18 protein-coding genes and 2 tRNA genes are annotated in these 24,316 nt (G+C 52.2%); 17 read left to right on the top strand and 3 right to left on the bottom strand.

The features are described 5' to 3' along the window. From CQ011_RS03590 to metG, 5 genes are all read left to right on the top strand, one after another. On the top strand, nucleotides 1-1,746 hold the full coding sequence (locus CQ011_RS03590) for a glycosyltransferase family 4 protein (protein ID WP_105674673.1): 1,746 nt from the start codon (nucleotides 1-3) through the stop codon (nucleotides 1,744-1,746). A gap of 131 nt (nucleotides 1,747-1,877) precedes the next feature. Beyond that, complete coding sequence (wecC, locus tag CQ011_RS03585) at nucleotides 1,878-3,110, top strand: UDP-N-acetyl-D-mannosamine dehydrogenase (protein ID WP_105674671.1); 1,233 nt, start codon at nucleotides 1,878-1,880, stop codon at nucleotides 3,108-3,110. 29 nt (nucleotides 3,111-3,139) lie between these two features. Then, nucleotides 3,140-4,324 (top strand): non-hydrolyzing UDP-N-acetylglucosamine 2-epimerase, encoded by a 1,185-nt coding sequence (wecB, locus tag CQ011_RS03580; RefSeq protein WP_105674669.1) that lies wholly within the window; start codon nucleotides 3,140-3,142, stop codon nucleotides 4,322-4,324. Nucleotides 4,325-4,447: 123 nt separating this feature from the next. Beyond that, nucleotides 4,448-5,452, top strand: coding sequence for an NYN domain-containing protein (locus CQ011_RS03575; RefSeq protein ID WP_105674667.1), 1,005 nt, complete (start codon nucleotides 4,448-4,450; stop codon nucleotides 5,450-5,452). A 57-nt stretch (nucleotides 5,453-5,509) separates the two neighbouring features. Further along, complete coding sequence (metG, locus tag CQ011_RS03570; protein ID WP_105674665.1) at nucleotides 5,510-7,060, top strand: methionine--tRNA ligase; 1,551 nt, start codon at nucleotides 5,510-5,512, stop codon at nucleotides 7,058-7,060. A gap of 70 nt (nucleotides 7,061-7,130) precedes the next feature. Here the strand turns inward: metG and CQ011_RS03565 are convergent, their stop codons facing one another. Both CQ011_RS03565 and CQ011_RS03560 read right to left on the bottom strand, forming a co-directional pair. Then, nucleotides 7,131-7,820, bottom strand: a complete 690-nt coding sequence (locus CQ011_RS03565) for a response regulator (protein WP_105674663.1) — start codon at nucleotides 7,818-7,820, stop codon at nucleotides 7,131-7,133. Between the two features lie 6 nt (nucleotides 7,821-7,826). Further along, on the bottom strand, nucleotides 7,827-9,038 hold the full coding sequence (locus tag CQ011_RS03560; RefSeq protein ID WP_286161072.1) for a sensor histidine kinase: 1,212 nt from the start codon (nucleotides 9,036-9,038) through the stop codon (nucleotides 7,827-7,829). Between the two features lie 166 nt (nucleotides 9,039-9,204). Between CQ011_RS03560 and CQ011_RS03555 the strand changes: the two genes are divergently transcribed. The 11 genes from CQ011_RS03555 (at nucleotide 9,205) to thiL (ending at nucleotide 22,012) form a co-directional block, all read left to right on the top strand. Then, on the top strand, nucleotides 9,205-10,263 hold the full coding sequence (locus tag CQ011_RS03555; protein WP_105675039.1) for a 3-isopropylmalate dehydrogenase: 1,059 nt from the start codon (nucleotides 9,205-9,207) through the stop codon (nucleotides 10,261-10,263). 118 nt (nucleotides 10,264-10,381) lie between these two features. Further along, complete coding sequence (locus CQ011_RS03550) at nucleotides 10,382-11,476, top strand: branched-chain amino acid aminotransferase (RefSeq protein ID WP_105674658.1); 1,095 nt, start codon at nucleotides 10,382-10,384, stop codon at nucleotides 11,474-11,476. 157 nt (nucleotides 11,477-11,633) lie between these two features. After that, nucleotides 11,634-13,877 carry a ligand-binding sensor domain-containing protein gene (locus tag CQ011_RS03545; protein ID WP_146112551.1) on the top strand — a complete coding sequence of 748 codons (2,244 nt, stop codon included), beginning with the start codon at nucleotides 11,634-11,636 and terminating at the stop codon, nucleotides 13,875-13,877. A 135-nt stretch (nucleotides 13,878-14,012) separates the two neighbouring features. Next, on the top strand, nucleotides 14,013-14,777 hold the full coding sequence (locus CQ011_RS03540) for a fumarylacetoacetate hydrolase family protein (RefSeq protein ID WP_105674654.1): 765 nt from the start codon (nucleotides 14,013-14,015) through the stop codon (nucleotides 14,775-14,777). A gap of 121 nt (nucleotides 14,778-14,898) precedes the next feature. Next, nucleotides 14,899-16,404, top strand: a complete 1,506-nt coding sequence (gene gltX, locus CQ011_RS03535) for a glutamate--tRNA ligase (protein ID WP_105674652.1) — start codon at nucleotides 14,899-14,901, stop codon at nucleotides 16,402-16,404. 15 nt (nucleotides 16,405-16,419) lie between these two features. Further along, nucleotides 16,420-17,181 carry an HAD family hydrolase gene (locus CQ011_RS03530; RefSeq protein WP_105674650.1) on the top strand — a complete coding sequence of 254 codons (762 nt, stop codon included), beginning with the start codon at nucleotides 16,420-16,422 and terminating at the stop codon, nucleotides 17,179-17,181. A gap of 118 nt (nucleotides 17,182-17,299) precedes the next feature. Next, nucleotides 17,300-17,371: transfer RNA gene (locus tag CQ011_RS03525), tRNA-Gln, on the top strand. Nucleotides 17,372-17,419: 48 nt separating this feature from the next. Continuing rightward, nucleotides 17,420-17,492, top strand: a tRNA-Glu gene (locus CQ011_RS03520). Nucleotides 17,493-17,588: 96 nt separating this feature from the next. Beyond that, on the top strand, nucleotides 17,589-19,349 hold the full coding sequence (locus tag CQ011_RS03515) for a dynamin family protein (protein WP_105674648.1): 1,761 nt from the start codon (nucleotides 17,589-17,591) through the stop codon (nucleotides 19,347-19,349). Beyond that, entirely contained in the window at nucleotides 19,346-20,989 is a 1,644-nt protein-coding gene (locus tag CQ011_RS03510; RefSeq protein WP_105674646.1) for a GTPase, read from the top strand. Before CQ011_RS03515 ends, CQ011_RS03510 begins: the two co-directional genes overlap by 4 nt. 6 nt (nucleotides 20,990-20,995) lie before the next feature. Next, nucleotides 20,996-22,012: a thiamine-phosphate kinase gene (gene thiL / locus CQ011_RS03505; protein ID WP_105674644.1), complete on the top strand. Its 1,017-nt coding sequence runs from the start codon at nucleotides 20,996-20,998 to the stop codon at nucleotides 22,010-22,012. 14 nt (nucleotides 22,013-22,026) lie between these two features. Here the strand turns inward: thiL and CQ011_RS03500 are convergent, their stop codons facing one another. Further along, nucleotides 22,027-22,749, bottom strand: coding sequence for an IclR family transcriptional regulator (locus CQ011_RS03500; RefSeq protein ID WP_105674642.1), 723 nt, complete (start codon nucleotides 22,747-22,749; stop codon nucleotides 22,027-22,029). 122 nt (nucleotides 22,750-22,871) lie between these two features. Here CQ011_RS03500 and leuC point away from each other — a divergent pair, with 122 nt between their 5' ends. After that, nucleotides 22,872-24,311 carry a 3-isopropylmalate dehydratase large subunit gene (gene leuC / locus CQ011_RS03495; RefSeq protein ID WP_105675037.1) on the top strand — a complete coding sequence of 480 codons (1,440 nt, stop codon included), beginning with the start codon at nucleotides 22,872-22,874 and terminating at the stop codon, nucleotides 24,309-24,311. The last annotated feature ends 5 nt before the right edge of the window (nucleotides 24,312-24,316 follow it).

Below are 24,316 nucleotides of genomic sequence, written 5' to 3'. Positions count from 1 at the left end.
TTGCGCAACCAGTTGCTATCGAACATTACGAATACCGGTTTCTTAGTCGTGTCAAATCTCGCAGATGATCCGAGCTACTTCGCACTCCAAGTAGCAAGGAAGTTCAAAAAACGTTTCCCGGTCGAAGTATTAGACAGAATTCTCTCACTGGGGAATGAAAGGAGCATAGCTTCTGCATTTTCGGCGATGATTCGCGACGATAGCGTTCGACTAAAGGCGACGTGCAGGACGTGGTTGGAGAAGTCGAGTACAAAACGAGGAGCAGTGTTCCTCGCGAATCTTTGCATTGCTAGTGGCGAATGGTCAACTGCCAACGATTTATTGGAGCAATCCAAGAGCTCTCCAGAGACAACTCGTGCTAAAGCGCGGTTGCAATGGGGCTTAGGTAATATGAGCGAGGCAATTTCCTTGCTTGAAAAAATCCCGCCGAATAGGCAAAAACGACATTATGTCTCTGAATATCAAGTTTATTCGGGTGTTGAACCGAGTCTGCCTCAAACACAATTTTCAAATGACAGAAGTGCCGAAAAGGACTCCGTAGTATTCTTGGCTACCAACTCACTTCCTCACACCGGCAGCGGATACGCGCAGAGAACTCAGTCCACATTGTCGGCCCTGTCCGACGAAGGATGGAAAACTAATGCCTGCACGAGAGTGAACTATCCGTTAAGTATCGGCGTCTTCCAAGCGAGTTCGACGGATCAAGTCGGGCCGGTGTCGTACGAAAGATTAATTCCAGCACGAGCAAAGCATGATCTGTCGGGGAGAATTCAACAGCAAGCTGAGGAGTTACTGGCGAAGGTTATTCGTGACCGACCACAAATCCTTCACACCACGACTGATTTCTCAAATGCTCTCGCGGTCAAAGCAGTCTCTGAGGCTACCGGGATTCCATGGGTATATGAGGTTCGCGGTCAACTAGCTGATACCTGGCTCTCCACAAGACCCGAATCGGCGGAGAATTCCGAGCGTTATAAACTCTTCCGCGAGCGAGAAGCGTACGTAGCCAAGAATGCTGACTACGTGATTACCCTTGGCGATCAGATGAAAGAAAACCTCATCTCGGTTGGTGTGGAACCCGCTAAAATTGAGATTTTGGCCAACGGAATTGGCGACGAATTTCTCAATGAACCTGTTGAGCGTTCTGCTGCTCGGCATGAACTTGGCTTGGATATCGATGCATTTTACGTTGGCACAGTAAGTAGTTTGGTTCCCTATGAAGGGCTAGATACAGTGCTTCGTGCAGTAGCAAAGCTGCATAAGGTTAACCATAATCTTAAGGTCCTTATTGTTGGTGATGGTACTGATAAAGAAAACCTCATACGCCTAGCCTCGGAACTAGGGATTTCGAATTGTTGCGAATTTACGGGTCGAGTACCGCGTGAAAAAGCACATGTGTATCACGCTGCATTAAACTTGTTTGTCGTGCCTCGTAAAGACAGCGCAGTTACGCGTGCAGTAACACCATTGAAACCGGTAGAAGCACTTGCCTCACGAGTTCCCGTCCTTGCCTCGGACTTACCTGCCCTCAACGAGCTGATCGAGGATGGCGTTACAGGTTATTTAGTAGATTCAAGTGATGTTGATCAATGGGCGACGACTATAGATCACTTGATGAGGAGCCCTGAAAAAGTAGCAGACATGGGTGATTCAGGTCGGGAACTCGTACTTAATACGCGCACGTGGTCGCAAAATGCCAAGAAGTTAGATAGCGTTTACCGGTCGGTAATAAATAAACCGTTGTGATCCACCTCCTTACCAACCGAGGCGACCTGCGATAAGGTTTACTGGTCGCCTTGGGGAAAAGTAGCGGTATATGATCAATAGCAAGCTCTAGAATTCAGAATTTCACTCGTACCAGAAGGAAAGCCACTTTAGTGAATAGCATTAAAGAAGTTGCAGTCATCGGTTTGGGATACATCGGTTTGCCTACCGCCGCAATCCTTGCGTCCAAGGGAATAATCGTTAAAGGTGTAGACGTCACCCCACGCACTGTCGAAGCAGTCAACAAAGGTGAGGTTCCTTTCGTAGAACCAGCCCTGGGTGATTTCGTCGCAGCCGCCGTAGAAGCAGGAACGCTCAGTGCAAGCTTTGAAACTCCAGAAGCCGAAGCATATATCGTAGCGGTTCCTACCCCCTTCAACGCTGACTACACCGCAGACCTGTCTTATATTGAGGCAGCAGCAGATGGTATCGCACCGAAGCTCAAGGGTGGCGAGCTCGTCATTCTAGAGTCGACTTCCCCTCCAGGTGCTACCCAGCACCTAGCAGAATACCTGCTGGCTAAGCGTCCAGACCTCACCAGTGACAGCCTTCTGGTTGCACACTGCCCAGAGCGCGTGCTTCCGGGTTACGTGATGGAAGAGCTAGTCACCAATGACCGCATCGTTGGCGGCATTACTCCGGAGGCAGCTGAAAAGGCTAAGGCTCTTTACGAGACTTTCTGCCAGGCAGCAATCTTGACCACGGATGCAAAAACCGCTGAAATGGCGAAGCTTGTGGAGAACTCCTACCGAGACGTCAACATTGCGTTCGCTAACGAACTTTCGGTCATCTCAGATCGTTTGGATATAGACGTGTGGGAATTGATCTCCCTAGCTAACCGTCACCCACGCGTGAACATCTTGCAGCCGGGCCCAGGCGTTGGCGGACACTGCATCGCAGTTGACCCTTGGTTCATCGTTTCGGCGGCCCCTGAAGAATCAAACTTGATTCGTATGGCACGTAATACCAATGATGCCAAGCCAAACTGGGTTATTGAAAAGGTTGAGGCAGCTACTAAGCTTGACAGCTTCAACGGCAAGGTCGCAGTAATGGGTCTTGCATTCAAGGCAAATATCGATGACATGCGCGAATCGCCATCAATCGAAATTGCTCGCAAGCTTGCAGTGGCTAACCCAACCATTGAATTCTTGGCAGTCGAACCACATGTTCAGGCGTTGCCTAAGAAGCTCGAAGGCATCTCGAACTTGGTATTGACTCCGATGGATGAAGCATTGGAAGCAGCAAACGTTGTTACCTTGTTGGTTGACCATGACCAATTCAAGTCGGTTCCAGCAACCACTCTTGCTGGCAAGGAAGTCATTGACACTCGCGGTCTTTGGCGCTAATCGCTCTCCATCTGACAGGGTAGATTCAAATGAAAAAGATCATGCCGATCTATGGCACTCGTCCCGAGGCCATCAAGGTTGCTCCGATCGTCAAGGCTTTAAAAGAGTCTGACATTTTCGATTGTGTAGTTGTTGTTACCGGACAGCACCGTGAAATGCTGGATCAAGTTAATGAATTGTTCGGCATCACGCCGGACTATGACTTAGATGTGATTCAGCCTCGCCAGACTTTGAATGGCTTGTTAACCAAGACCATTGCTGGTTTGGATGAGATCTTTGAAAAAGAAAAGCCGGACGCTGTTGTTGTCCAGGGCGACACCACTACCTCCACGGCAGGCGCTATTGCAGCGTTCTACCGCGGAATTCCGGTAGTGCACGCCGAGGCTGGTCTGCGTAGCTACGACATCTTCTCTCCATTCCCGGAAGAAGCCAACCGTAAGCTCACTAGCCAGGTTGCCAGTGTTCACTTAGCTCCAACATCGTTGAGCAAGCGAAACCTTGAGCGTGAGACCTTCAACAGCATGGACGTCGTCATCACCGGTAACACCGTGATTGATGCGTTGCTCACCGTCGTTGAGAAGAAAGTTCCGTTTAGCGATCCACAGCTAGAAGAACTAGTGAACTCAGGTAAGCGTATTGTTCTGGTGACGACTCACCGTCGCGAAAACCAGGGTGAACCTATGCGCGGCATTGGACGTGCGCTAGCACGCCTGTCTGTAGCCGAACCGGATGTTCAGTTCATCTTGCCGTTGCACCGAAACCCAGCAGTGCGCGAAGCGTTGCTGCCGGAGATTGATGGAATCGCAAACATCACGCTCACCGAGCCACTGGCTTACGGCGAGTTCACCCGCATCATCGATGCCTCGACCTTGGTACTCACCGATTCAGGTGGAGTGCAAGAAGAGGCACCTAGCTTGGGCAAGCCTGTCTTGGTGATGCGTTTGAATACCGAACGTCCAGAGGCCGTAACCGCGGGCACTGTGCGTCTCATCGGTACCGACGAACAACGGATCTTTGATTCGGTTTCGGAACTGCTCAATGACTCCGCCGCTTATGACGAGATGGCAACCGCCGTCAACCCATACGGTGACGGAAAAGCATCTGAGCGTACGGTAGCTGCCATCGCTGAGCTTCTTGGCGTAGGAAAGCGTATCGAAGAGTTTGATTCTCGACTCTCTGACGCTGATGACATGATGCGCGCAACGAGCATCTAAGTAGTCATTTTTGAAAGGCCAGGACAATTCGTTCTGGCCTTTCAAACTTTAAGGGCTGGGCAATCATTGGCTCTGCACCCTTAGAGCAGGAAACTTTGAGCTGTACTGACTAGTATCAAAAGTATGATGAATCAAACAGCCATATTTGTTGATGCCGGGTTCTTATTATCTTTAGGCGGGCACAGGGTCGCAGGTACAACCTTACGCTCGGCTTTTACGACACACTATGAGTCGCTAGTTCGTGGAATAGTTCAAACCGTCAAGAAAAATACTGGACTTAATAACTTACGTGTTTATTGGTATGACGCGTCGAAAGATGGTCTTTTTACCGAGCAGCATAAGCGTATCGGGCTAATCCCGGGCGTTAAAGTTCGGTTGGGACGTATTTCATATAATGGTGAACAAAAAGGCGTTGACCTTCGCTTAGCCCTAGACCTGGTTGGTGTTGCCCGCCATGGATCTGCATCCGTTGCGTATTTAGTTTCTGGCGATGACGACCTAGCTGAAGCCGTAGAAGAAGCCCAAGATTTAGGAATGAAAGTAGTCTTGCTTGGGCTGCAAAAGGATCAGAGTCGCTTAGGCGTCGCCTCGGTGGCGGAGCATTTAGCGCTGACCGCAGACGCAATTGAAGTCATGCCTGACTCAATAATAGATAGTTCGTTTACTCGGATTATCGATTGGGACAAGGACAATTGCGTAAAGACCGCCTTAGTTGCCGCTGCTCCGACGGCTAAACCCGCCGTAACTCCGAAACCGGGTATTCCTACCCCGGCCTTACTGGCGCAAAAGGCTCAGCCTATTCGAAGCGAGGAGCCCGCGAAGCAACCAGAAATGGTGTATTCCTCAGATAGCGAGCGTTCCGGATTCCACGGACAGGCAGCCTATGAGCAAAAGGAACTTACCGCAGCCGAAGAGATTGGTGCCAAAGTGGCTCAGTCTTGGTTGGCCAGTACAACGCAAGCCGAAGTAGTTGAACTCGTTGCAGATAAGCCACAGTTGCCACCAGAGATTGACCGCACCTTGCTGAAAGACTGTGCTCAGGTTTTGGGGGAGTGGAAAACTGATCAGCAAACGATCCGCCGGACACTCCGCGGGGCCTTCTGGGATTACTTGGATCAAATCATGTGACGAGATGATCGCTTTAACGAATCAAGCTTCCAACACTGACTAAGGTAAATTTGTATCGTGACTTCTCCGCAGAAACCCTTTTACATCACCACAGCAATCTCCTACCCAAACGGCATCCCGCATATTGGGCATGCCTATGAGGTAGTCGCTACCGACGCGATGGCACGGTTTAAGCGCTTGGACGGGTTTGACGTTTTCTTCTTGACCGGCACAGACGAGCATGGTCAGAAGATGATGCAGACCGCTGAAAAAGAGGGGATTACCCCCGCACAGCTCGCGCAGCGTAACTCGGACGCCTTCCAAAGCATGAATGACGAGTTGGGTACCAGCTACGACCGCTTCATCCGCACCAGTGACGCTGACCATCATGCTGCAGCGCAGGAGCTGTGGCGGCGGATGGAAGCTAATGACGATATTTATCTTGATAAGTACGCCGGCTGGTATTCCGTTCGTGACGAAGCGTTTTACACCGAAGAGCAGACCGACGTCCGAGAGGACGGAATCCGTTACGCCACGGAAACCGACACCGAGGTTACCTGGACCGAAGAGGAGTCCTACTTCTTCCGACTGTCTAAATACCAAGACAAGCTCTTGGCCCACTATGAGGACAATCCTGATTTTGGTGCCCCACGTTCACGCTTTAACGAAGTTGTTCGTTTTGTAGAAGGCGGTCTGACCGACCTCTCTATTTCACGTACTACCTTCGACTGGGGAATCCCTGTTCCAGGCAATGAGAAGCACGTGATGTACGTGTGGGTTGACGCGCTGACCAATTACCTGACCGGTGCCGGTTTCCCAGATGTTGATTCGGCTTCGTTCCAGAAGTACTGGCCTGCAGATGTGCACGTCATTGGCAAAGATATTTCACGTTTCCACGCCATCTACTGGCCCGCATTCTTGATGTCGGCAAAGTTGGCGGTCCCCAAGCGTGTGATGATCCATGGATTCCTGCACAATAACGGTGTGAAGATGTCCAAGTCCTTGGGTAACACCGTCTCTCCGGATGACTTTGTTGCACGGTACGGTCTCGACCAGGTCCGCTACTTCTTCTTGCGTGAAGTGACCTTCGGTGCCGACGGAAACTACAACCACGACACTATCGTTGCGCGCATCAATGGTGACCTCGCAAACAACTTTGGAAACCTCGCTCAGCGTTCGCTGTCGATGGTTGCTAAGAACTGCGGGGGAGCTGTGCCGACTCCGGGAGAACTTTTGCCAGCCGACGAGCAGATCTTGGCGGCAGCTTCGGAACTCCTTGAACTCAACCGTGAGGCGTACGCACGTCAAGACTTCAGCCGAGCTTTAGAAGCCGTCTGGCACGTCTTAGGTGATACCAATGCATACTTTGCGGAGCAAGAACCTTGGAAGCTGAAGAAAACTGATCCAGCGCGTATGGAAACGGTTCTTTATGTCACCATCGAAATCGTGCGCAAGGTTGCGTTGCTGCTACAGCCGGTGTTGCCACAAACCATGACCAGCATGCTTGATCTATTGGCTGTCGGTCAGGGAACCGCACGCAATTTCGAAAACTTTGCAACCGCTTTGGTACCAGGAACTCAACTGCCGGCTCCAGCGCCGGTGTTCCCACGGTATGAAGAAGAAAAATAAGTCCTAAAATCAACAAGGTCCAAGTTTGGAATCAAAACCAAACTTGGACCTTGTTGTTTAAGAGAAGTTATTACGGGCTGACAACCCCGGTCTGGTAGGCAACGACTACGGCTTGAACACGGTCACGAGCGCCTAGCTTAGATAAGATATGTCCGACATGTGTTTTCACCGTGGCCTCGGAGAGGAACAAATCCATGGCAATCTCCGGGTTAGAACGGCCTAGTGCAATATGACCGAATACTTCCCGTTCACGGGGAGTCAAAGAATCTACGGCGGCCGTTAGTGGGTCATCATTTGGTCGGGAGCGCTTCAGCAGTGGAGCCATATGATCCAGTAGACGTCGGGTAGTGGAAGGTGCAATAACAGCATCTCCGCGGTTGACCGTACGTACCGATTCAAGCAGCTCTTCCGGTGGGGCATCTTTTAGCAGAAAGCCACTAGCCCCGGCCTGGATGGCACTGAACGCATACTCGTCCATATCAAAAGTGGTCAGTACGATGACGCGTGGCGAATCGATTGCCTCGGCACGAGAAACAAGTAAACGCTCAGTGGCTTCAATACCGTCCATTTCCGGCATGCGAACATCCATCAAGATGACATCTGCTGTAGCCAAGGCAGGTGAAGCTAAGGCTTCGCGTCCGTTAGACGCCTCAGCAACTACAGTCATATCATCTTGAGAATTGATGAGCATACGGAAGCCGCTTCGTACCAGAAGTTGGTCATCTACCAAGGCAACTTTGATTGGCTCAGTGGTGGTCATTCGTTTTTAGTCCTCGGAGTAGGGGATGAAGGCGGAGACACAGAAGCCTCCGCCGGAAAGTGGACCAGCTGTGCTGGTTCCATCGTAGAGGGCAACTCGTTCATGTAATCCGCGTAATCCTTGGCCAGCGCCGTCGATGGCAAGTTTGCCGGTGCAAGTTCCGTCATCCGTGACATTGATTTCTACGCCACGGCTGGTCCAGTCCAAAGTAACTGTTGCCTTGGCCTGTGGCCCAGCATGCTTCAGTACATTGGTGATTGCTTCTTGAACGCACCGGTAGGCAGTGAGTTCTGCGCCAGCCGGCAGAGCTCGGCGGGGAGATCCTTGAACCTCAAATGAGACTTGCAGGCCAGACTTGACTGACATCTCAACGAGTTCAGGAACATTATTCAAGCTAGGAAGTGGTCGGTGTTCCACTTCCTCATCGGTGCGCAGTACGCCTAACAAGCGTCGCATTTCACGCAACGAAGACCGGCCGGCATCTGAGACCGTTTTCAACGTTTCGATAGCAATCTTTGGATCCTGGGCCGCTGCGTACCGTGCACCGTCCGCCTGCGTAATAATCACCGACAGGGAATGTGCCACGATGTCATGCATTTCGCGGGCAATGTGATTGCGTTCGTCAGAGGCAGCCAATTCACGTTCAATTAATCGCTCATTTTCCAGACGCTGTGCATGAGCCTGCAGGGCGTTCAAAGTTTGTCGTCTGCTCCGAGCTAGGTCGCCAAAGGTCCACGCGACGGTGACCACCAACGCCAAACCAACAAATGAAATGACCATATCGAAAGACAGGTGATTATTACTCGAAACCCCGGGACCAAAAATATTGAAAGTTGCCAGGATGGCTCCGAGAAATCCGAGACCCAACGTGGCGAAGGATTGCCAGCGTTTCCCATAAACAGCCATGGTGTAAATCATGATGGGGACTGAGAACTGAGAAGGGAGGAATACACCGTGGAAGAAGAGCTGCAGAATGTGCGCACCAGCAATGGTGATGGTTGCTGCCCATGGGCAGCGACGGCGAACCATGAGAGGTGCCGACTGCAGTAGGGCTATGGCTGCGATGCTGATCCCAAAGCCTATGCCCACTCCGAAACCGATGCCCACTGAAAAGATAACGCATACGAGTGTATAAACCGCGCCGACAAACATATCGATCCGGCCCGGGTTGGACCGAATCCACCGGTCTAACCGCCGGTGTGGATTAGTGAAAATCAAGTTTCCCTCACGCGTACTTAAAAGCTCTGTTCTACCTCAAGTCTATCTAGCGTCTTGATCCGCGTCCTCATGCCACGGTTGGAGATTCTTTGACGCAATAAAGAAATCAATCTCATAATTTGAGATAGGTTCTCAAATGGTGGATTCACTTGGTTATGATGAGTGCATGGGAAACGTCATTAATATTGCTGTCATTCCAGGCGATGGTATCGGCCCAGAAGTGGTTGCCGAAGCCGTGAAGGTCCTGAAGTTCGTAACTAACGGTGGAGACCAACAGGTAGATCTCACCGAGTACACCTTGGGTGCCGAACACTGGCTCAAAACAGGGGAGACCCTGCCCACTGAAACTCTCGAAGCCCTCAAGAAGCATGATGCCATCTTGTTTGGTGCGGTGGGCGCCGCTCCTGGCGATACACGCATCCCTTCGGGAATCATTGAGCGTGAACTGCTGCTCAAGCTTCGCTTCTCCTTAGATCACTTCGTCAATCTTCGTCCAGCCAAGCTGTATGCAGGTATTGAAAGCCCGTTGGCCAACCCGGGAGAAATTGACTTTGTCGTTGTTCGTGAGGGCACTGAGGGTCCATACGTAGGCAACGGCGGCTCGGTACGTACCGGCACCCCACATGAAATTGCTACTGAAGTATCCGTGAATACCGCCTACGGTGTAGAGCGCGTAGTTCGTGATGCTTTTGCCCGTGCAGCAGCACGTCCACGAAAGCACGTGACCCTGGTGCACAAGCACAACGTGCTGGTCCACGCTGGACACCTATGGCGCCGCACTGTAGAAATGGTGGCCCCAGAATTCCCAGAGGTCACTCACGACTACCTGCACGTAGACGCGGCTACTATCTTCCTGACTACCAATCCATCGCGTTTTGATGTCATTGTGACGGATAATCTCTTTGGAGACATCCTTACTGATCAAGCTGGCGCAATCACTGGCGGGATCGGTTTGGCAGCCAGCGGCAACATCAACATGGATCGTACATACCCATCCATGTTTGAGCCGGTCCATGGCTCGGCACCAGATATTGCCGGTCAACAGAAAGCTGACCCTACCGCGGCAATCCTTTCGGTGGCCTTGATGCTTGAGCACCTGGGATTGTCAGCTGCGGCCGCCTCTGTTGAGCAAGCGGTCGAAAAAGAGATCACTTCACGCCAAGAATTGACTGATCACCGCACCACGAGCGAAATCGGCGATGCAATTGTGGCGCTACTGGCATAAGCTAAAAGTGATGTAGCTCGGTTAGTTGCTAATCGAGTAGCAAATCCACGGACGGGTGTTCCGCCAATGGCGTGGGGCACCCGTTTTTCGTTAACTGAGCAAGGAAGTCCAGAGTTAGATGGAATTCACCGAAAACCTGTCATCAAATCGTAAGAGTGCAGAGGAACGAGCTGCCGTTCTAGCAGACCCTGGGTTCGGGGACTTCTTCACCGACCATACAGTGGTTGTTGACTGGACCGCTGGTGCCGAGGGTGGCGAAGGCCAGTGGCATGATGCCCGCGTTGAGCCATACGGCCCCATCGCCATGGATCCTGCTGCCTCAGTCCTGCACTATGGCCAGGAAATCTTTGAAGGACTCAAGGCCTACCGTCACGAAGACGGATCCGTATGGACCTTCCGCCCACACGCTAACGCGGCACGCCTCAATAAGTCAGCCGCACGTCTAGCGCTTCCACAGCTAGATGAAGACGTATTTGTTGATTCACTGCGTAAGATTGTTGCCACCGATATTGACTGGGTACCAAGCGGCGACGGCGAAGCGCTCTACCTTCGTCCTTTCATGATCGCTACCGAAGCCTTCTTAGGTGTTCGTGCAGCTCGCGAGGTTTCCTACCGCGTGATTGCCTCACCAGCAGGAAACTACTTCGGCGGAGAACTAAAGCCAGTAGGTATTTGGGTGTCAAAGAATTACGCCCGCGCAGGCCGCGGCGGAACCGGTTCGGCTAAGTGCGGCGGCAACTACGCTGCCTCGCTTGTGGCACAGCTAGAAGCAGAAGAGAACGGCTGCAAGCAGGTACTCTTCCTTGATTCTTTCAATGACAATGCCGTTGAAGAACTTGGTGGAATGAACGTATTCTTCGTCACAAAGGATGGTTCATTGGTGACCCCAGCGTTGACTGGGACCATCTTAGAAGGTGTCACTCGTTCTTCGGTTATTCAGTTGGCCAAAGACCGCGGCATGAAGGTTGAAGAGCGCAAGATTACGTTGGACGAATGGCGCGACTCGATTGCCAGTGGCGAGATCACCGAGGTGTTCGCCTGCGGTACGGCTGCAGTGATCACTCCAATCGGTGTGCTCAAGAACGGCGACGAACTTATTGGTGACGAGAACGCACCTGCCGGGGAGGTAACTATGTCTATCCGTGAAGAACTTCTAGGCATCCAACGCGGAACCGTAGAGGACCGTCACGGTTGGTTGGAGCGCTTGGCGTAAGTCAACATTCTTCGGCTAAAGGCAGCTTGCGCGAGACAGAGCAAGCTGCCTTTAGCTCTCGAGAGTAGGTTCACCCGTGAGTATTCCCCAGTGTCCGTTCATCTTGGACGGCTAGTCTTAACGCTGTTCAAGAGTGTGATGGATGGGGAGAAAATTAGTGGCGGAAGATGAGAAGCGAACGGTGAAAAATGTGAGCCGACGCGTGGTTCTCACACTCGGGGGACTAACTGCAGGCGCAGTCATTTATGGACAGTTTACAGATTCTTCATCAGAGCCTGCACCTGAACCATCGACCACACCAACTCCTCGTCCAGAACCTAAGTCTGTTCTGGTGAATCGTGATCCATCGGTAACGAAATCACTGCAACGAACTAGAAATACCTCCGGCGCGCGTCGACTTTATGCGGGTGCGTTCCCTGCGACAAAAATTCGCCGAGTGGTGCCTCTGCCAGGTCTGAAGAAGTCTGAGATTCCCTGGCTTGCCGTCAGCATTGTTGGTCCAACTCACCAACTCCAGATTATTAATCCGATCCAGAATTCGCCAGCCCATGTTGTGGAGATTCCCCACAGTCATAACGGCGGCGTCCAAACGATGGCTTGGGACAAAAAGAATAAAAAGCTCTACCTTGGAACACGCAATTACCTATTGGTTTGGGTGCCATCTCGTCCTTCAAAAGTAACGCAGCTAGGCCAAGTGGCTGGCGCTTCAACTATCTATGATCTGCAGATTGACTCCCTCGGCACCGTGTGGGGTGGAACTTATCCGCTGGGAGCAGCTTTTAGATACACACCGGATATCAAAAAAATCAGGGTATTCGAACGTGTTTCTGCCGATACGGACTACGTGCGACGTGTGGCCGTTGATGCAAATGACAACGTATGGCTAGGTACAGGGTCACGGAACCCACGAGTATTTAGATTCTCAGCCAAGAGCCCCCAAAAGGTCCTAGAAATTCCGCTTCGGGAGCCTAAAAGCACTGGATTTATCAGTTCCTTGCAAGCCATAGAAGGCAGGATCGTGGTTTCTGTGGACGACGTTTCGGGCCAACTATTGCTGAACCCGCAAAATAACTTGTGGGTGGGAACGGTAGACCGGGTGTGGTCTGGGCGGAAAGCGTCTGCAGTAATTTCCGATTCAAATCAGTTCTACAACGTGAGCGACAACCAGCTCTATGCGACCAGCAGTTCAACTTGGGACGAGCAAGCTATTAGTAAGCTTTCCGGAGGATCGCCACTATCCATTTATGCCACGGACGCTCAGGTGGTAGTTGTCTCTGCGAATAAAACGGGACTTCAGATTGAAGTGGTGCGTTTGTCCAGTAGATCAGTTCAACTTGTCAGCACCGTGGCATTGGCCCGCGGTGAGTTTGTTGTTCAATCTCTTATGTCGCATTCAGACGGAAATATTTACGTTGGTGGCTATATGGGCCACGGTGTCACCTCGATTAACCCCAAAACTGGGAAACACTGGACTTCGCCTGTAGAGCAAAACGCGGTCAACCAGATCGAGGGCATGATCGAATTTGATGCTCAAAAGACGTACATAGGATCATACGGTTCGGCCGATATAGTGCGGCTTACAAGCAAGGCAAAAGATAAGCCCGAGGGATATTCACGCATCGCTAGGTTAGCGACTGACTACGAACAATCGAGAATTTTCGCCTGGGCTAAGAATTCAAAAACGGTCTTCTTCGGAACTGTCCCAGAATACGGTCGTTCTGGTGGCGTTCTAGGGGCAATTAATCCGCAGCTTGATGAGATTAGCTGGGTTTTGGATGGGGGAGATCAAGGATTTATTCCTAAGCATTCGATCACTGGACTCGTGGCTGATGAGAAATTCATCTATGGCACCACATCGGTACGCAACGGATATGGGCTGGCTGATACCGAAGGTAATGCCAAAGTCTTCAAAGTCGACATTGCAACAAGAACGATCTTGTGGAGCGTGTCGCCTATTGCCAAATGTGGTGCAGTCTATGCCCCCAAGCTGATGGCGGGATGGCTCCTAGTTGCTGACTTAGAAGGAGTAGCTGTGCTGGATCCGAGGAATGGCAAGCTCATCAAAAAACATCAACTAACCAACGCTCGCAATACAAGCTATCGACCGGGGTGGAAGAACGCTGACCTGGTTGTCTTAGAGAGTGTGGGTAAAGCCGTGCATACTGCAGCTGGGACGACTACAGTCGTCGACTTTGCTGCGACAACTCGTGCATTAATCGGTAGCCCACAGCTGAAGAGTCAATTCGGAACTCGCCTGACAGTTTCAAGCTCCGGACAGGTCTTTGCCAACGCTGAGAAAACTGCGATTGCCGAATTGGATTTGCAACCCATCGCTTCCCAGTCAAAGACGGCGAGACCTAGCGCCACGAAAGCTGCGCCCACGGCAACTGCAACCATATAGGAATACTTCACCAGCGCGTGAGCCTGATAAACGAGTGGCATAAAACCTGCTTAGGTAATCAATTCCACGACACTCAATCAAAAAGTAAGCAGAAGTCAGGATTCAGCGCCATTTACATGCCCTAGGCTTATAAGTATGCGCATTGCCAGATTTGTAGTTGATAGCGACCCAATGTACGGAGTCGTAGACGGAAACGACATCCACGTTCTAGCAGGAGACCCTTTCTTCCAAGGGATTAAGACCACCGGTGTCACCCACCAGCTCGACGACGTACGACTAGTCGCCCCAATCATTCCGCGGTCAAAGGTGATCGGTTTCGGCCGCACCTACCGCGAACACGCCAAAGAACTTGGTAACGAAGTTCCTAACGAGCCGTTGATGTTCTTGAAGCCAAACACTTCAGTGGTCGGCCACGGCGATCCTGTGACTCTTCCAGCATTCTCTGAAGAAGTTTCCTTTGAAGGCGAACTTGCCGTGGTCATTGGACGTATCTGCAAGGATGTCCCCGCAGAAAAAGCTGCGGATGTGATCTTTGGATACACCGTGGCCAATGACCTCACCGCTCGTGATGCACAGCGTAAAGATCCACAGTGGGCGCGAGCCAAAGGTTTTGACGGGGCATGTCCTCTAGGTCCATGGATTGAAACGCAGCTAGCAGATCCAGATGACGTGGGAATCGTTACCCGCGTGAACGGCGAAGTTCGCCAGGATGGATCAACCAACGAAATGATCTGGTCAGTCAATGACCTGGTTGCTCGCGCTTCCGAGGCATTCACTTTGTTGCCAGGAGACGTCATTCTTACCGGTACCCCAGCAGGTGTTGGTTTGGTAGCTGAAGGTGACAACGTTGAAATTGAAGTTGAAGGAATCGGAACCCTGCGCAGCGTCTTCCGCCGATAACTCGAAGACCTCAGCCTAGATCGTTTTTACAATAGCGCGCTGGTCTTCGCATCCATTGTGATGCGAAGACCAGCGCGCTATTGTGCTTCCGACAGGTCAACAGGACTAGAATGAAATCACCATGACTGATCTATCGCTGATTCCTACCGTGACCGAAGAAACCCCGGTTCGGGTTCGTTTCTGCCCATCGCCTACGGGCACCCCACACGTTGGCCTAATCCGTACCGCCCTGTTCAACTGGGCCTACGCACGGCACACCGGGGGCAAGATGATTTTCCGTATCGAAGATACGGATGCGAAGCGCGACTCCGAAGAGAGCTACAACCAGCTGCTGGACGCCTTGGCGTGGCTGGGCATCGACTGGGACGAAGGCGTAAACGTCGGTGGCCCACACGAGCCATACCGCCAGTCCCAGCGTGGTGACATTTACCAGGACGTTATTGCCAAGCTACGCGCTGCAGGACACGTCTATGAGTCGTACTCCACCCCTGAGGAAGTCGAAGCGCGCCACAAGGCTGCCGGCCGTGATCCAAAACTGGGTTATGACAATTTTGACCGTGAACTAAGCGAAGAGCAGATTGTCGCGTTCAAGGCCGAGGGTCGCGAACCGGTGCTGCGTATTCGTATGCCAGAAGATGACATCACCTTTACCGACCTAGTCCGTGGAGACATTACCTTCAAACCAGGTACCATTCCTGACTTTGTGGTTGTCCGTGCCAACGGTCAGCCCCTGTACACTCTGGTGAACCCGGTAGATGACGCCCTGATGGGTATCACCCACGTACTTCGTGGTGAAGATCTACTCTCCTCCACTCCACGCCAGATTGTGCTCTACCGTGCGTTGATTGATATCAAGGTCGCACAGTACATGCCACTGTTTGGTCACCTGCCGTACGTGATGGGTCAAGGCAACAAGAAGCTGTCCAAGCGTGACCCTGAGTCGAGCCTGTTCCTGCACCGTGACCGCGGATTCATCCCCGAGGGCCTGCTGAACTACCTGTCGTTACTAGGGTGGTCGCTGAGCGCGGATGAAGATATCTTCACCCGTGATCAACTCATCGAAGCATTTGATGTTAAAGACGTGCTCTCAAACCCAGCACGCTTCGATATCAAGAAGGCAGAAGCGATCAACGGTACTCACGTACGTCTGCTTGAGCCACAGGACTTCCGTGACCGTCTAGTTCCTTATCTGCAGGTTGCGCAGCTTGTGGGTAGCGAATTGAGTGCACGAGAGAACGAAATACTAGACGCGGCTGCACCTCTGGTTCAGGAGCGTATCGGCTTGCTTGGAGAAGCAGCCGAAATGATGGAGTTCCTTTTCAAGTCTGATGAAGAAATTGAGATTGAAGAGAAGGCTCTGAAGGGAATGCCTGCCAACCTGGTTGAGGTTGTAGACGCGAGCATTGCTGCACTTGACGGTGTCCAGGAATGGAATGCTGAGAACATTCAGAATGCACTGCGAGTAAAACTAATTGAGGAGCTTGAACTTAAGCCGCGCCAGGCCTTCGGCCCAGCACGTGTTGCAGTTTCAGGGAAGCGAGTTTCGCCTCCATTGTTTGAATCAATGGAAATTCTGGGACGCGAGTCCAGCTTGAAGCGCCTGCGTGCTTTCGGCGAATCACGCTAAACCGTAGATCACACCTTGCGCGAATTAGGTAACACCTTCGATTTCAGCACCCGATTGGGTGGCGGAATCGAAGGTGTTCTTTTTGACATAGATGACACACTCGTTGATCTGCGGTCCGCAGCAATCGATGCATTTCATGCCATGGTTGATGACCTGCTAGAAGGAGTTACTAGCGAGCGGTTACGACTCATTGCCGAAGACTTTGCAGATGATGGTGCGGGCGCTTATGAACGCTATATGGCAGGCGAAGTCACGTTCCTCGGTCAACGTCAGTTGCGTTTGAATCGCGCCTTTGAGCTGGTAGAGCACAAACCACTTTCTGAGCAGTCCTACCTTCGCTGGGCTGAAGGCTATGAAACTCTGGTCAAGGATTCTTGGAAACCATTTGATGACGTCTTGCCGCATCTTGCTGCGCTCAGCAGCTGGGGGATACCTTATGGTGCAGTGAGCAATAACGTTGAGGCCTATCAGCGAATGAAGCTGGTACGTTCCGGACTGTCCGGATTTGCGGTAGTTATTGGCTCGGACACGGCAGGGGCACCTAAACCTGATCCTGCACCTTTCTTGGCCGGGTGTAGTCAGCTGCAAACTGCGCCGGGTAGAACCTTGTATGTGGGTGACAATCCAATAAATGATGTACAGGGCGCAGAGAATGCCGGACTTATCGCAATCTTCGTGGACCGCGAGTCCAAGCATGCAGCGCAATCGGCTCTCACCGTATCGAACCTCGAACAGCTCACTGCGCTAATTGGTCAAAGCATCAATTCGCTAGAGTGAGACTAATCCCTAGCTCTCAATTTGTCAGCGCCTAATTAGCTGGGTATAGTTAATTCTCGTGCTACGGCATCACGCGAAAATCTCAATGAGGTTTATTCGCTGAATGTCCAAGTCACCTTGGGATATGGTGTAATTGGCAACACAACGGTTTCTGGTTCCGTCATTCTAGGTTCGAGTCCTGGTATCCCAGCGCTTCACCGGAGTTATCTGGTGAGTTGAAGAGAAATCTTTAGCGTACGGCCCCATCGTATAGCGGCCTAGTACTCCGCCCTCTCACGGCGGCAACACGGGTTCGAATCCCGTTGGGGTCACAAAATCCACGACAGTGTCGTGGTTTTTCTTTTTAACTTTTCCTGACACCTTTGTTGCTTGTGGCGTTCAACTTGTCATAAGGCATGATAGGACTCATGGAGTCCACGTCATTACCGCCGGAATCGACAAACCCGGACAACGCCGAGCCGGATACGCACGCCATTGAACTGCTGGAGCGAGTAGCCAGGCTTGAAGGCTCACTGAATAATCTGCAGTTCATTCTCGCTCATGATGCGAATGGTGAATCACTGCGCATTAAAGCCTTGCACCAGATTAATGACTATCTCGAACCACGCATCAAAAATTTAAATGCACCTCTTCTTGCAGTGGTCGGCGGTTCTACCGGTGCCGGAAAATCAACGTTAGTCAATTCACTTCTCGGTGATCGTATTAGCCGCTCCGGAGCGGTACGGCCCACCACACGCACTCCGGTACTCGCGGTAAACCCCGCAGACGAGCCGTGGTTTGCCAATGAACGGATCCTTCCTGAACTGACCCGTCTCAAAGGTGCCGGTTACAGTGAGGGGCACGGTATGGAACGTCATGACGCTTTACTGGTGGTACCGCACAACAATGTGCCCCGGGGACTCGCCATTCTTGACGCACCCGACATTGACTCTGTATCAGATGACAACCGGGCTCTGGCCGGACAGCTACTGAACGCTGCAGACCTCTGGATTTTTGTCACTACTGCCAATAGGTACGCCGACGCGATCCCTTGGGAAGTGCTCACCGAAGCGGGCGGGCGGGAAATTACTGTCTGCGTGATACTTAACCGCGTCCCCGCCGGAGCTGAGACAGACATTGTTCCGGATCTGCAAAGACTGCTCGCAGCAAAAAACTTGGATCCTAAATTACTGCACGTCATCAACGAGGTTCCGCTTGATGAACAACAAATGATTCCGGGGGAGCGACTCGAACCGATTTCAGCATGGCTGAATTCTTTAGCTGCCAACGCGGCCGAGCGTCAACGCATTGCCGAACAGACTCTTGAAGGCGCCATTAAGCGTTTGCAAGACGATGTGCGTTCCCTTGGCGAGCAGGCGGAAGACCAAGATCTTCAACTTCAATCCCTAGCCAAGATTGCCACCGAACGCTTTGAATTTACCTTAGGAAAGACCACCGAAGCGTTGAAAGACGGATCGCTATTGCGCGGTGAGATTTTAGCGCGGTGGCAAGACTTTGTCGGGGCCGGAGAATTACTGCGGGGCATTGAAGGCGTAGTGGGGCGCATCCGTGACCGAGTTGGTTCATTCTTTAGTGGCAAGCCACCGGCAACTCATCGGGTTGAAGATGCCATCGAGTCAGGAATTCATGCGGTTTTGGTTGTTGAGATCACCAATGCATTCCATGACGTGGACCGAAGCTGGCGCAACACGCCTATTGGAATCCAACTTCTCTCTTCTTTGCCTGCCCTCCGTCCGCCCAAAGAACTGGAAACTAGGGCGGCCGACACGATCCGTGCCTGGCAAAAAGATGTGCTGGAAATGATTCGCAGTGAAGGTGCGGGGAAACGTAAAACAGCCAGAATCGCTGCTTTCGGTGTTAACGGTGTGGCGGTGGCGCTCATGGTGGTGGTCTTTGCTTCCACGGCCGGAGTCACAGGATTGGAAGTAGGAATCGCTGGAGGCTCTGCAGTGGTGGGACAAAAATTGTTGGAAGCAATATTTGGTGAAGACGCGGTGAGGCGCATGGCTACACGCGCCCGCACCATGCTCGAATCTCGAACCCAAGAACTCATTGATGAGAATCTCTCCATGTACCTCAATGAAATTGATGCTCATCTTCAGCCAGAGATTGTTCAAGAACTACTTAATCAAGTGAAGCCTTTACGTGGTGGAGGGTATAAAGCATGAGCGAGCGCAAAGTGACTCGTGCACATACGGGACTTAGCGAACAAATTGATGCGGTAGTCTCAGCAATGCAAATTGCTGAACCGTATCTTGAACCCGAGGTTGTTGACCAAGCCGCGGTGATCATTGAACGTGCTGAAGCACGCCGGCAACTCTCGGCTGATCATGTGGTGGTAGGACTCTTTGGCGCCACTGGCAGTGGCAAATCCTCACTGTTTAATGCGCTCATCGGTTCCGAGATAGCACAAACCGGCGTCATTAGACCAACCACCACCAAAACCGTGGCCGCCATCTGGCAGCCTGTGGGCGCTGACGCACTACTTGACTGGCTAGAAGTCAGTGAGCGCCATATATTGAGTTCTCAGGTCTTGGGTAAAGACTCCAAAAAGTCTCAAGATCTAGGTGGAGGACTTATTCTGCTTGATCTTCCAGATATGGACTCAACCTCAACTGAGCATCACCTCATTGCCTCACGGCTGGCAGGACAAGTTGATTACCTTGTCTGGGTCCTTGACCCACAGAAGTATGCCGATGCTTCGATTCACCATGGCTACCTCAGTGAACTGACTGGCCAACGCGGAAATCTTTTGGTGGTGCTTAACCAAGTTGATACCATCGCGGAACGTGACCGTGAACCGGTCAAAGCGTCATTAAAAACATTGCTTGAAGATGAAGGAATCGGCCAAGTGCCCATTCTTTTGGCCTCGGCACGTTCGGGCGAAGGCCTAGATGCCGTTCGGGATAAATTTGCGGTAGCGCTGAAAAACAAGGTTCAGGCAACCAGACGCTTGCGCGCAGACGTGGATGGATTGTTGCGCGTGCTGGACGGTGAACTAGCTGTGCCCAAGGTTCGTCCTCCCGGGATTATGGAACAGAGTGAGCTAGAGCGCAGCATTGCCAAAGCGCATGGTACCCACCGAATCGCTGATGCGGTCCAGACCTCGTACAAGTTGCGTGCTTCGACTAACACCGGGTGGCCGTTGACTAGCTGGCTGACCAGGTTGCGTAATGACCCACTTAAACGAATGAATCTTGGCCGCGGAATTGAAAATCCTGAAATTTCGCTCACGTCACGTCCAGAACTATCAGTTGCAGAGAACGCTGCTGTTGACCAAGCAGCCGTGAAGTATCTGAACACTGCAACAGAAGATCTGTCGCCACGTTGGTCCCAGTCACTCAAGAACGGCATCCACGAGCAGAAAACAGAACTAGCAAACGAAATTGATATTGCCATAGCTAGTTGCCCCCTCGGAGTCGAAAAGAAGTCTTGGTGGTGGCCGGCGACAAAATTTGTTCAGTGGCTTGGAGTCGTGGTGGCGCTCGTCGGTGCGTTATGGCTGGGAGGAATCGCCTTAGCTGCTTACTTCCAATTTAATCTTCCAGAGACTCCGCGCGTGGAAGGATTCGCGATTCCAACCTTGATGGTCTTCGTGGGCGTACTGCTGGGCATAGTATTAGGAATCTTCGGGTCATTTATAAATAAAATGGTCGCTAGACTGAAGCGAAGGAAAGCACTAAAAAATCTTCAAAATTCAGTGGGTTCAGTGGTTCGGCGATTTATCGTAGATCCAACATCACACCATTTAGAGCAATACAACAGTTATGCGTCGCTGATTACCAGTGCGGCGAAGAAAGTCGAATAGCAGCCTTTGACTAATCAACAGACAGAGAAAAACTTGACCGTAGGCGACATTGGCGAACAGGGGATTCTTAACGAGATTCTTCCACTGTTAGATGCCAAGGACGCCGGGCTCGGCCCAGGGGATGATGCTGGAGCGCTTCGCGTGGCCGGGGGCGAAGTAGTCGTCTCGGTAGACACTATTGTCCAAGACCAAGATTTCCGTTTAGTTTGGCCCAGTGGTCACGAACATAAAGCTTATGACATTGGCTGGAAGTCCATTGCGCAAAATGTTTCAGACATTAACGCCATGGGCGGTGTGCCCACCGGAGCAGTCGTGTCGCTGTCCATGCCTACAGACGTCACTTTGTCATGGGCAAAAGAATTTGCCCGGGGAATCGCAGGAGCGATTACGTCGCTTGGCGCTGATCGCTTGGCGATCTTAGGCGGAGATTTAAGCAAATCTTCCGAAATTTCTGTGACCACTACCGTTCTGGGCGAATGTGAGCACGGTAAAGTCCTGCGTACTGGAGCGAAGCCGGGGGATCTGCTGGCAGTTGCAGGCAGGCTAGGCTCCGCTGGTGCGGGATTGGCCCTTCTGGATGCGCTCCACGATTCAACTAGTTGGAACCGCGCGGTACTTCGTTTAGTTGAGGCACAGTGCAAGCCGGTACCACCTTTGGAATCTGGTCCGCGTGCGGCACAAGCAGGGGCAAGCGCAATGATGGACATTTCAGACGGATTGCTCCGAGATGCTGGAAGACTGGCAAAGGCCAGCTGCGTCAGTCTCGACTTAGACCGGCAGGCACTTGAGGTTTTCGCTCAGCGTTTGGAACCTGCCACAACGCTCTTGAAAACAGACCCCATGGAGTGGGTGTTGCGCGGCGGAGAAGACTTTGGTCTGCTCGCAACATTCCCCGCCGAGGCCGAAATTCCTGAGGAATTTACTGTTGTTGGAAAGGTCCTACGCACCACCGGCCGACGTTCAACAATTCGTCTCGATGGACAACAGCTGGATTACCGAAACGGTTTTGATCACTTCGGTTAGAGCTTTACTGGATTTTAGCCCTCGGACTGAATACGTAACAAGTCTGACAATTCCCGTCCAGCGTTCACTACCGACTCGTGATGAATCTTTCCTGGTTGGCGAGTCAAACGCTCAATGGGTCCAGACATGGACAGCGCTGCAATCACCCGTCCGGACTGCCCCCGAATTGGGGCAGAGACCGAGGCAACTCCGGGTTCACGTTCGCCCAGTGACTGAGCCCATCCGCGGCGCCGAACCCCGGCCAAAATGGTCGGGGTAAAGCGCGCGTGATGTAGGCCATCAATCATGCGTTCATTGTCTTCCCAAGCTAAGAGAACTTGGGCCGCGGAGCCGGCCTTCATGGATAGTTGGGTACCCACCGGAATAGTGTCGCGCAATCCAACAGGTCGTTCGGCACTGGCGATACACACACGGAAATCACCTTGTTTGCGGAATACCTGAGTACTTTCGCCGGTGAGATCCCGCAATTTCATGAGTACCGGCCCTGCGGTACTCACTAGCCTGTCTTCTCCCGCAGCGCTGGCTAGTTCTACCAGGCGCCCTCCAAGCTCAAAGCGGCCATGTAGATCTCGCCCCACCAACCCATGATGAACCAGTGACTGAGCGATGCGGTGCACCGTGGGGCGGGAGATCTGGGTGACCTCGACCAGCTGTGAAAGGGTGGTCGGGCCATTTTCTAATGCGTTAAGAATGGCTGCTGCCTTATCGAGGACACCAACACCGCTACCTGTAGTCATAAAACCATTATTGCGTCTCAGTATTTGAGATTCAAGTCCAGATACTGGAAATGGTGTTCTAAGAAGTGTCAAAGTAAAGGTGTTGATAGTTCGTAGCTTGAGGAGTGTGTCGCATGTCCACCATGCAGTCGCCCCAGACCCTGGCAGAAAAGGTCTGGAATGCGCACGTAGTGCGCCATGGAGAAGGGGAAGGCGAAGCTCGCCAACCCGATTTGATCTACATTGACCTTCACCTGCTACACGAGGTCACCTCACCGCAAGCCTTCGAGGGCTTGCGTCTGGCAGGGCGCAAACTTCGCCGCCCAGATCTCACTATCGCGACCGAGGATCACAACACCCCGACGCTTGATATTGACAAGCCCATTGCAGATTTGACGAGCCGGACACAGATCTTCACCTTACGAGATAATTGCAAGGAATTTGGCGTCCGCCTGCACTCACTGGGGGACAAGGAACAAGGAATTGTTCACGTAGTCGGCCCCCAGCTGGGTCTGACCCAGCCAGGTATGACCGTTGTCTGCGGTGACTCCCATACTTCAACCCACGGCGCCTTCGGTGCTCTGGCTTTTGGTATCGGAACTTCTGAGGTTGAACATGTCATGGCCACTCAGTCTTTGAGTCTGAAGCCTTTCAAGACGATGTCAATCAACGTTGAAGGAACACTGAAGTCAGGTGTGACCGCAAAAGATATTATCTTGGCAGTTATTGCAAAGATTGGCACCGGCGGTGGACAAGGCTATGTTCTGGAATACCGCGGATCCGCAATTCGCGCATTGTCTATGGATGCGCGCATGACTATCTGCAACATGTCCATTGAAGCCGGCGCTCGCGCCGGCATGATTGCACCGGATGAAACGACCTTTGAATACGTCAAGGGCCGCCCCCACGCACCTGAAGGTGATGACTGGGACGCTGCCGTTGACTACTGGAAGACCTTGCAAAGTGACGAAGGCGCACGCTTCGATAACGAAGTGTTCCTGAATGCTGACGAACTTGAACCATTCGTCACCTGGGGAACCAACCCTGGTCAGGGTGTCTCACTGTCATCCAACGTACCGGTCCCCGAAGATTTTGAAGACGAAAATGATCGCAAGGCCTGCGAACGTGCGTTGACATATATGGGCCTGACCGGCGGAACCCCTATGAAGGAAATCCGTGTGGACACCGTGTTCTTAGGTTCTTGCACCAACTCACGGATGGAAGACCTACGCGCGGCGGCCGAAATCGTGAAGGGCCGTGAAAAGGACCCGCAGATCCGCATGATTGTGGTGCCAGGCTCCGCCCGAGTTCGCCTCGAAGCGGAAGCCGAGGGACTGGATAGGATTTTCAAGGACTTCGGTGCCGAGTGGCGCTTTGCTGGTTGTTCCATGTGTCTGGGAATGAACCCAGACCAACTTGCGGAAGGGGAGCGTTGCGCTTCTACCTCTAACCGAAACTTTGAAGGCCGTCAGGGTAAGGGCGGGCGTACCCACCTGGTCTCGCCACTGGTAGCTGCGGCTACGGCTATTCGTGGCACTCTCGCATCACCTTCGGATATCGCCAACACTCCGGTTTCGGCCTAGGAAGG

It is taken from the genome of Arthrobacter sp. MYb213, from assembly GCF_002979915.1.
Lineage (GTDB): Bacteria > Actinomycetota > Actinomycetes > Actinomycetales > Micrococcaceae > Glutamicibacter.
The sequence above is the reverse complement of the archived record's forward strand: the minus strand, read 5'-3'. Positions and strand labels throughout refer to the sequence as shown.

What these genes read in the sequence shown, in the direction of transcription:
- wecB (WP_105674669.1), top strand. Translation starts at nt 3,140, where the DNA reads ATGAAAAAGATCATGCCGATCTATGGCACTCGTCCCGAGGCCATCAAG.
- CQ011_RS03575 (WP_105674667.1), top strand. Translation starts at nt 4,448, where the DNA reads ATGATGAATCAAACAGCCATATTTGTTGATGCCGGGTTCTTATTATCT.
- CQ011_RS03565 (WP_105674663.1), bottom strand. Translation starts at nt 7,820, where the DNA reads ATGACCACCACTGAGCCAATCAAAGTTGCCTTGGTAGATGACCAACTT.
- CQ011_RS03555 (WP_105675039.1), top strand. Translation starts at nt 9,205, where the DNA reads ATGGGAAACGTCATTAATATTGCTGTCATTCCAGGCGATGGTATCGGC.
- CQ011_RS03550 (WP_105674658.1), top strand. Translation starts at nt 10,382, where the DNA reads ATGGAATTCACCGAAAACCTGTCATCAAATCGTAAGAGTGCAGAGGAA.
- CQ011_RS03540 (WP_105674654.1), top strand. Translation starts at nt 14,013, where the DNA reads ATGCGCATTGCCAGATTTGTAGTTGATAGCGACCCAATGTACGGAGTC.
- gltX (WP_105674652.1), top strand. Translation starts at nt 14,899, where the DNA reads ATGACTGATCTATCGCTGATTCCTACCGTGACCGAAGAAACCCCGGTT.
- CQ011_RS03515 (WP_105674648.1), top strand. Translation starts at nt 17,589, where the DNA reads ATGGAGTCCACGTCATTACCGCCGGAATCGACAAACCCGGACAACGCC.
- CQ011_RS03510 (WP_105674646.1), top strand. Translation starts at nt 19,346, where the DNA reads ATGAGCGAGCGCAAAGTGACTCGTGCACATACGGGACTTAGCGAACAA.
- CQ011_RS03500 (WP_105674642.1), bottom strand. Translation starts at nt 22,749, where the DNA reads ATGACTACAGGTAGCGGTGTTGGTGTCCTCGATAAGGCAGCAGCCATT.
- leuC (WP_105675037.1), top strand. Translation starts at nt 22,872, where the DNA reads ATGCAGTCGCCCCAGACCCTGGCAGAAAAGGTCTGGAATGCGCACGTA.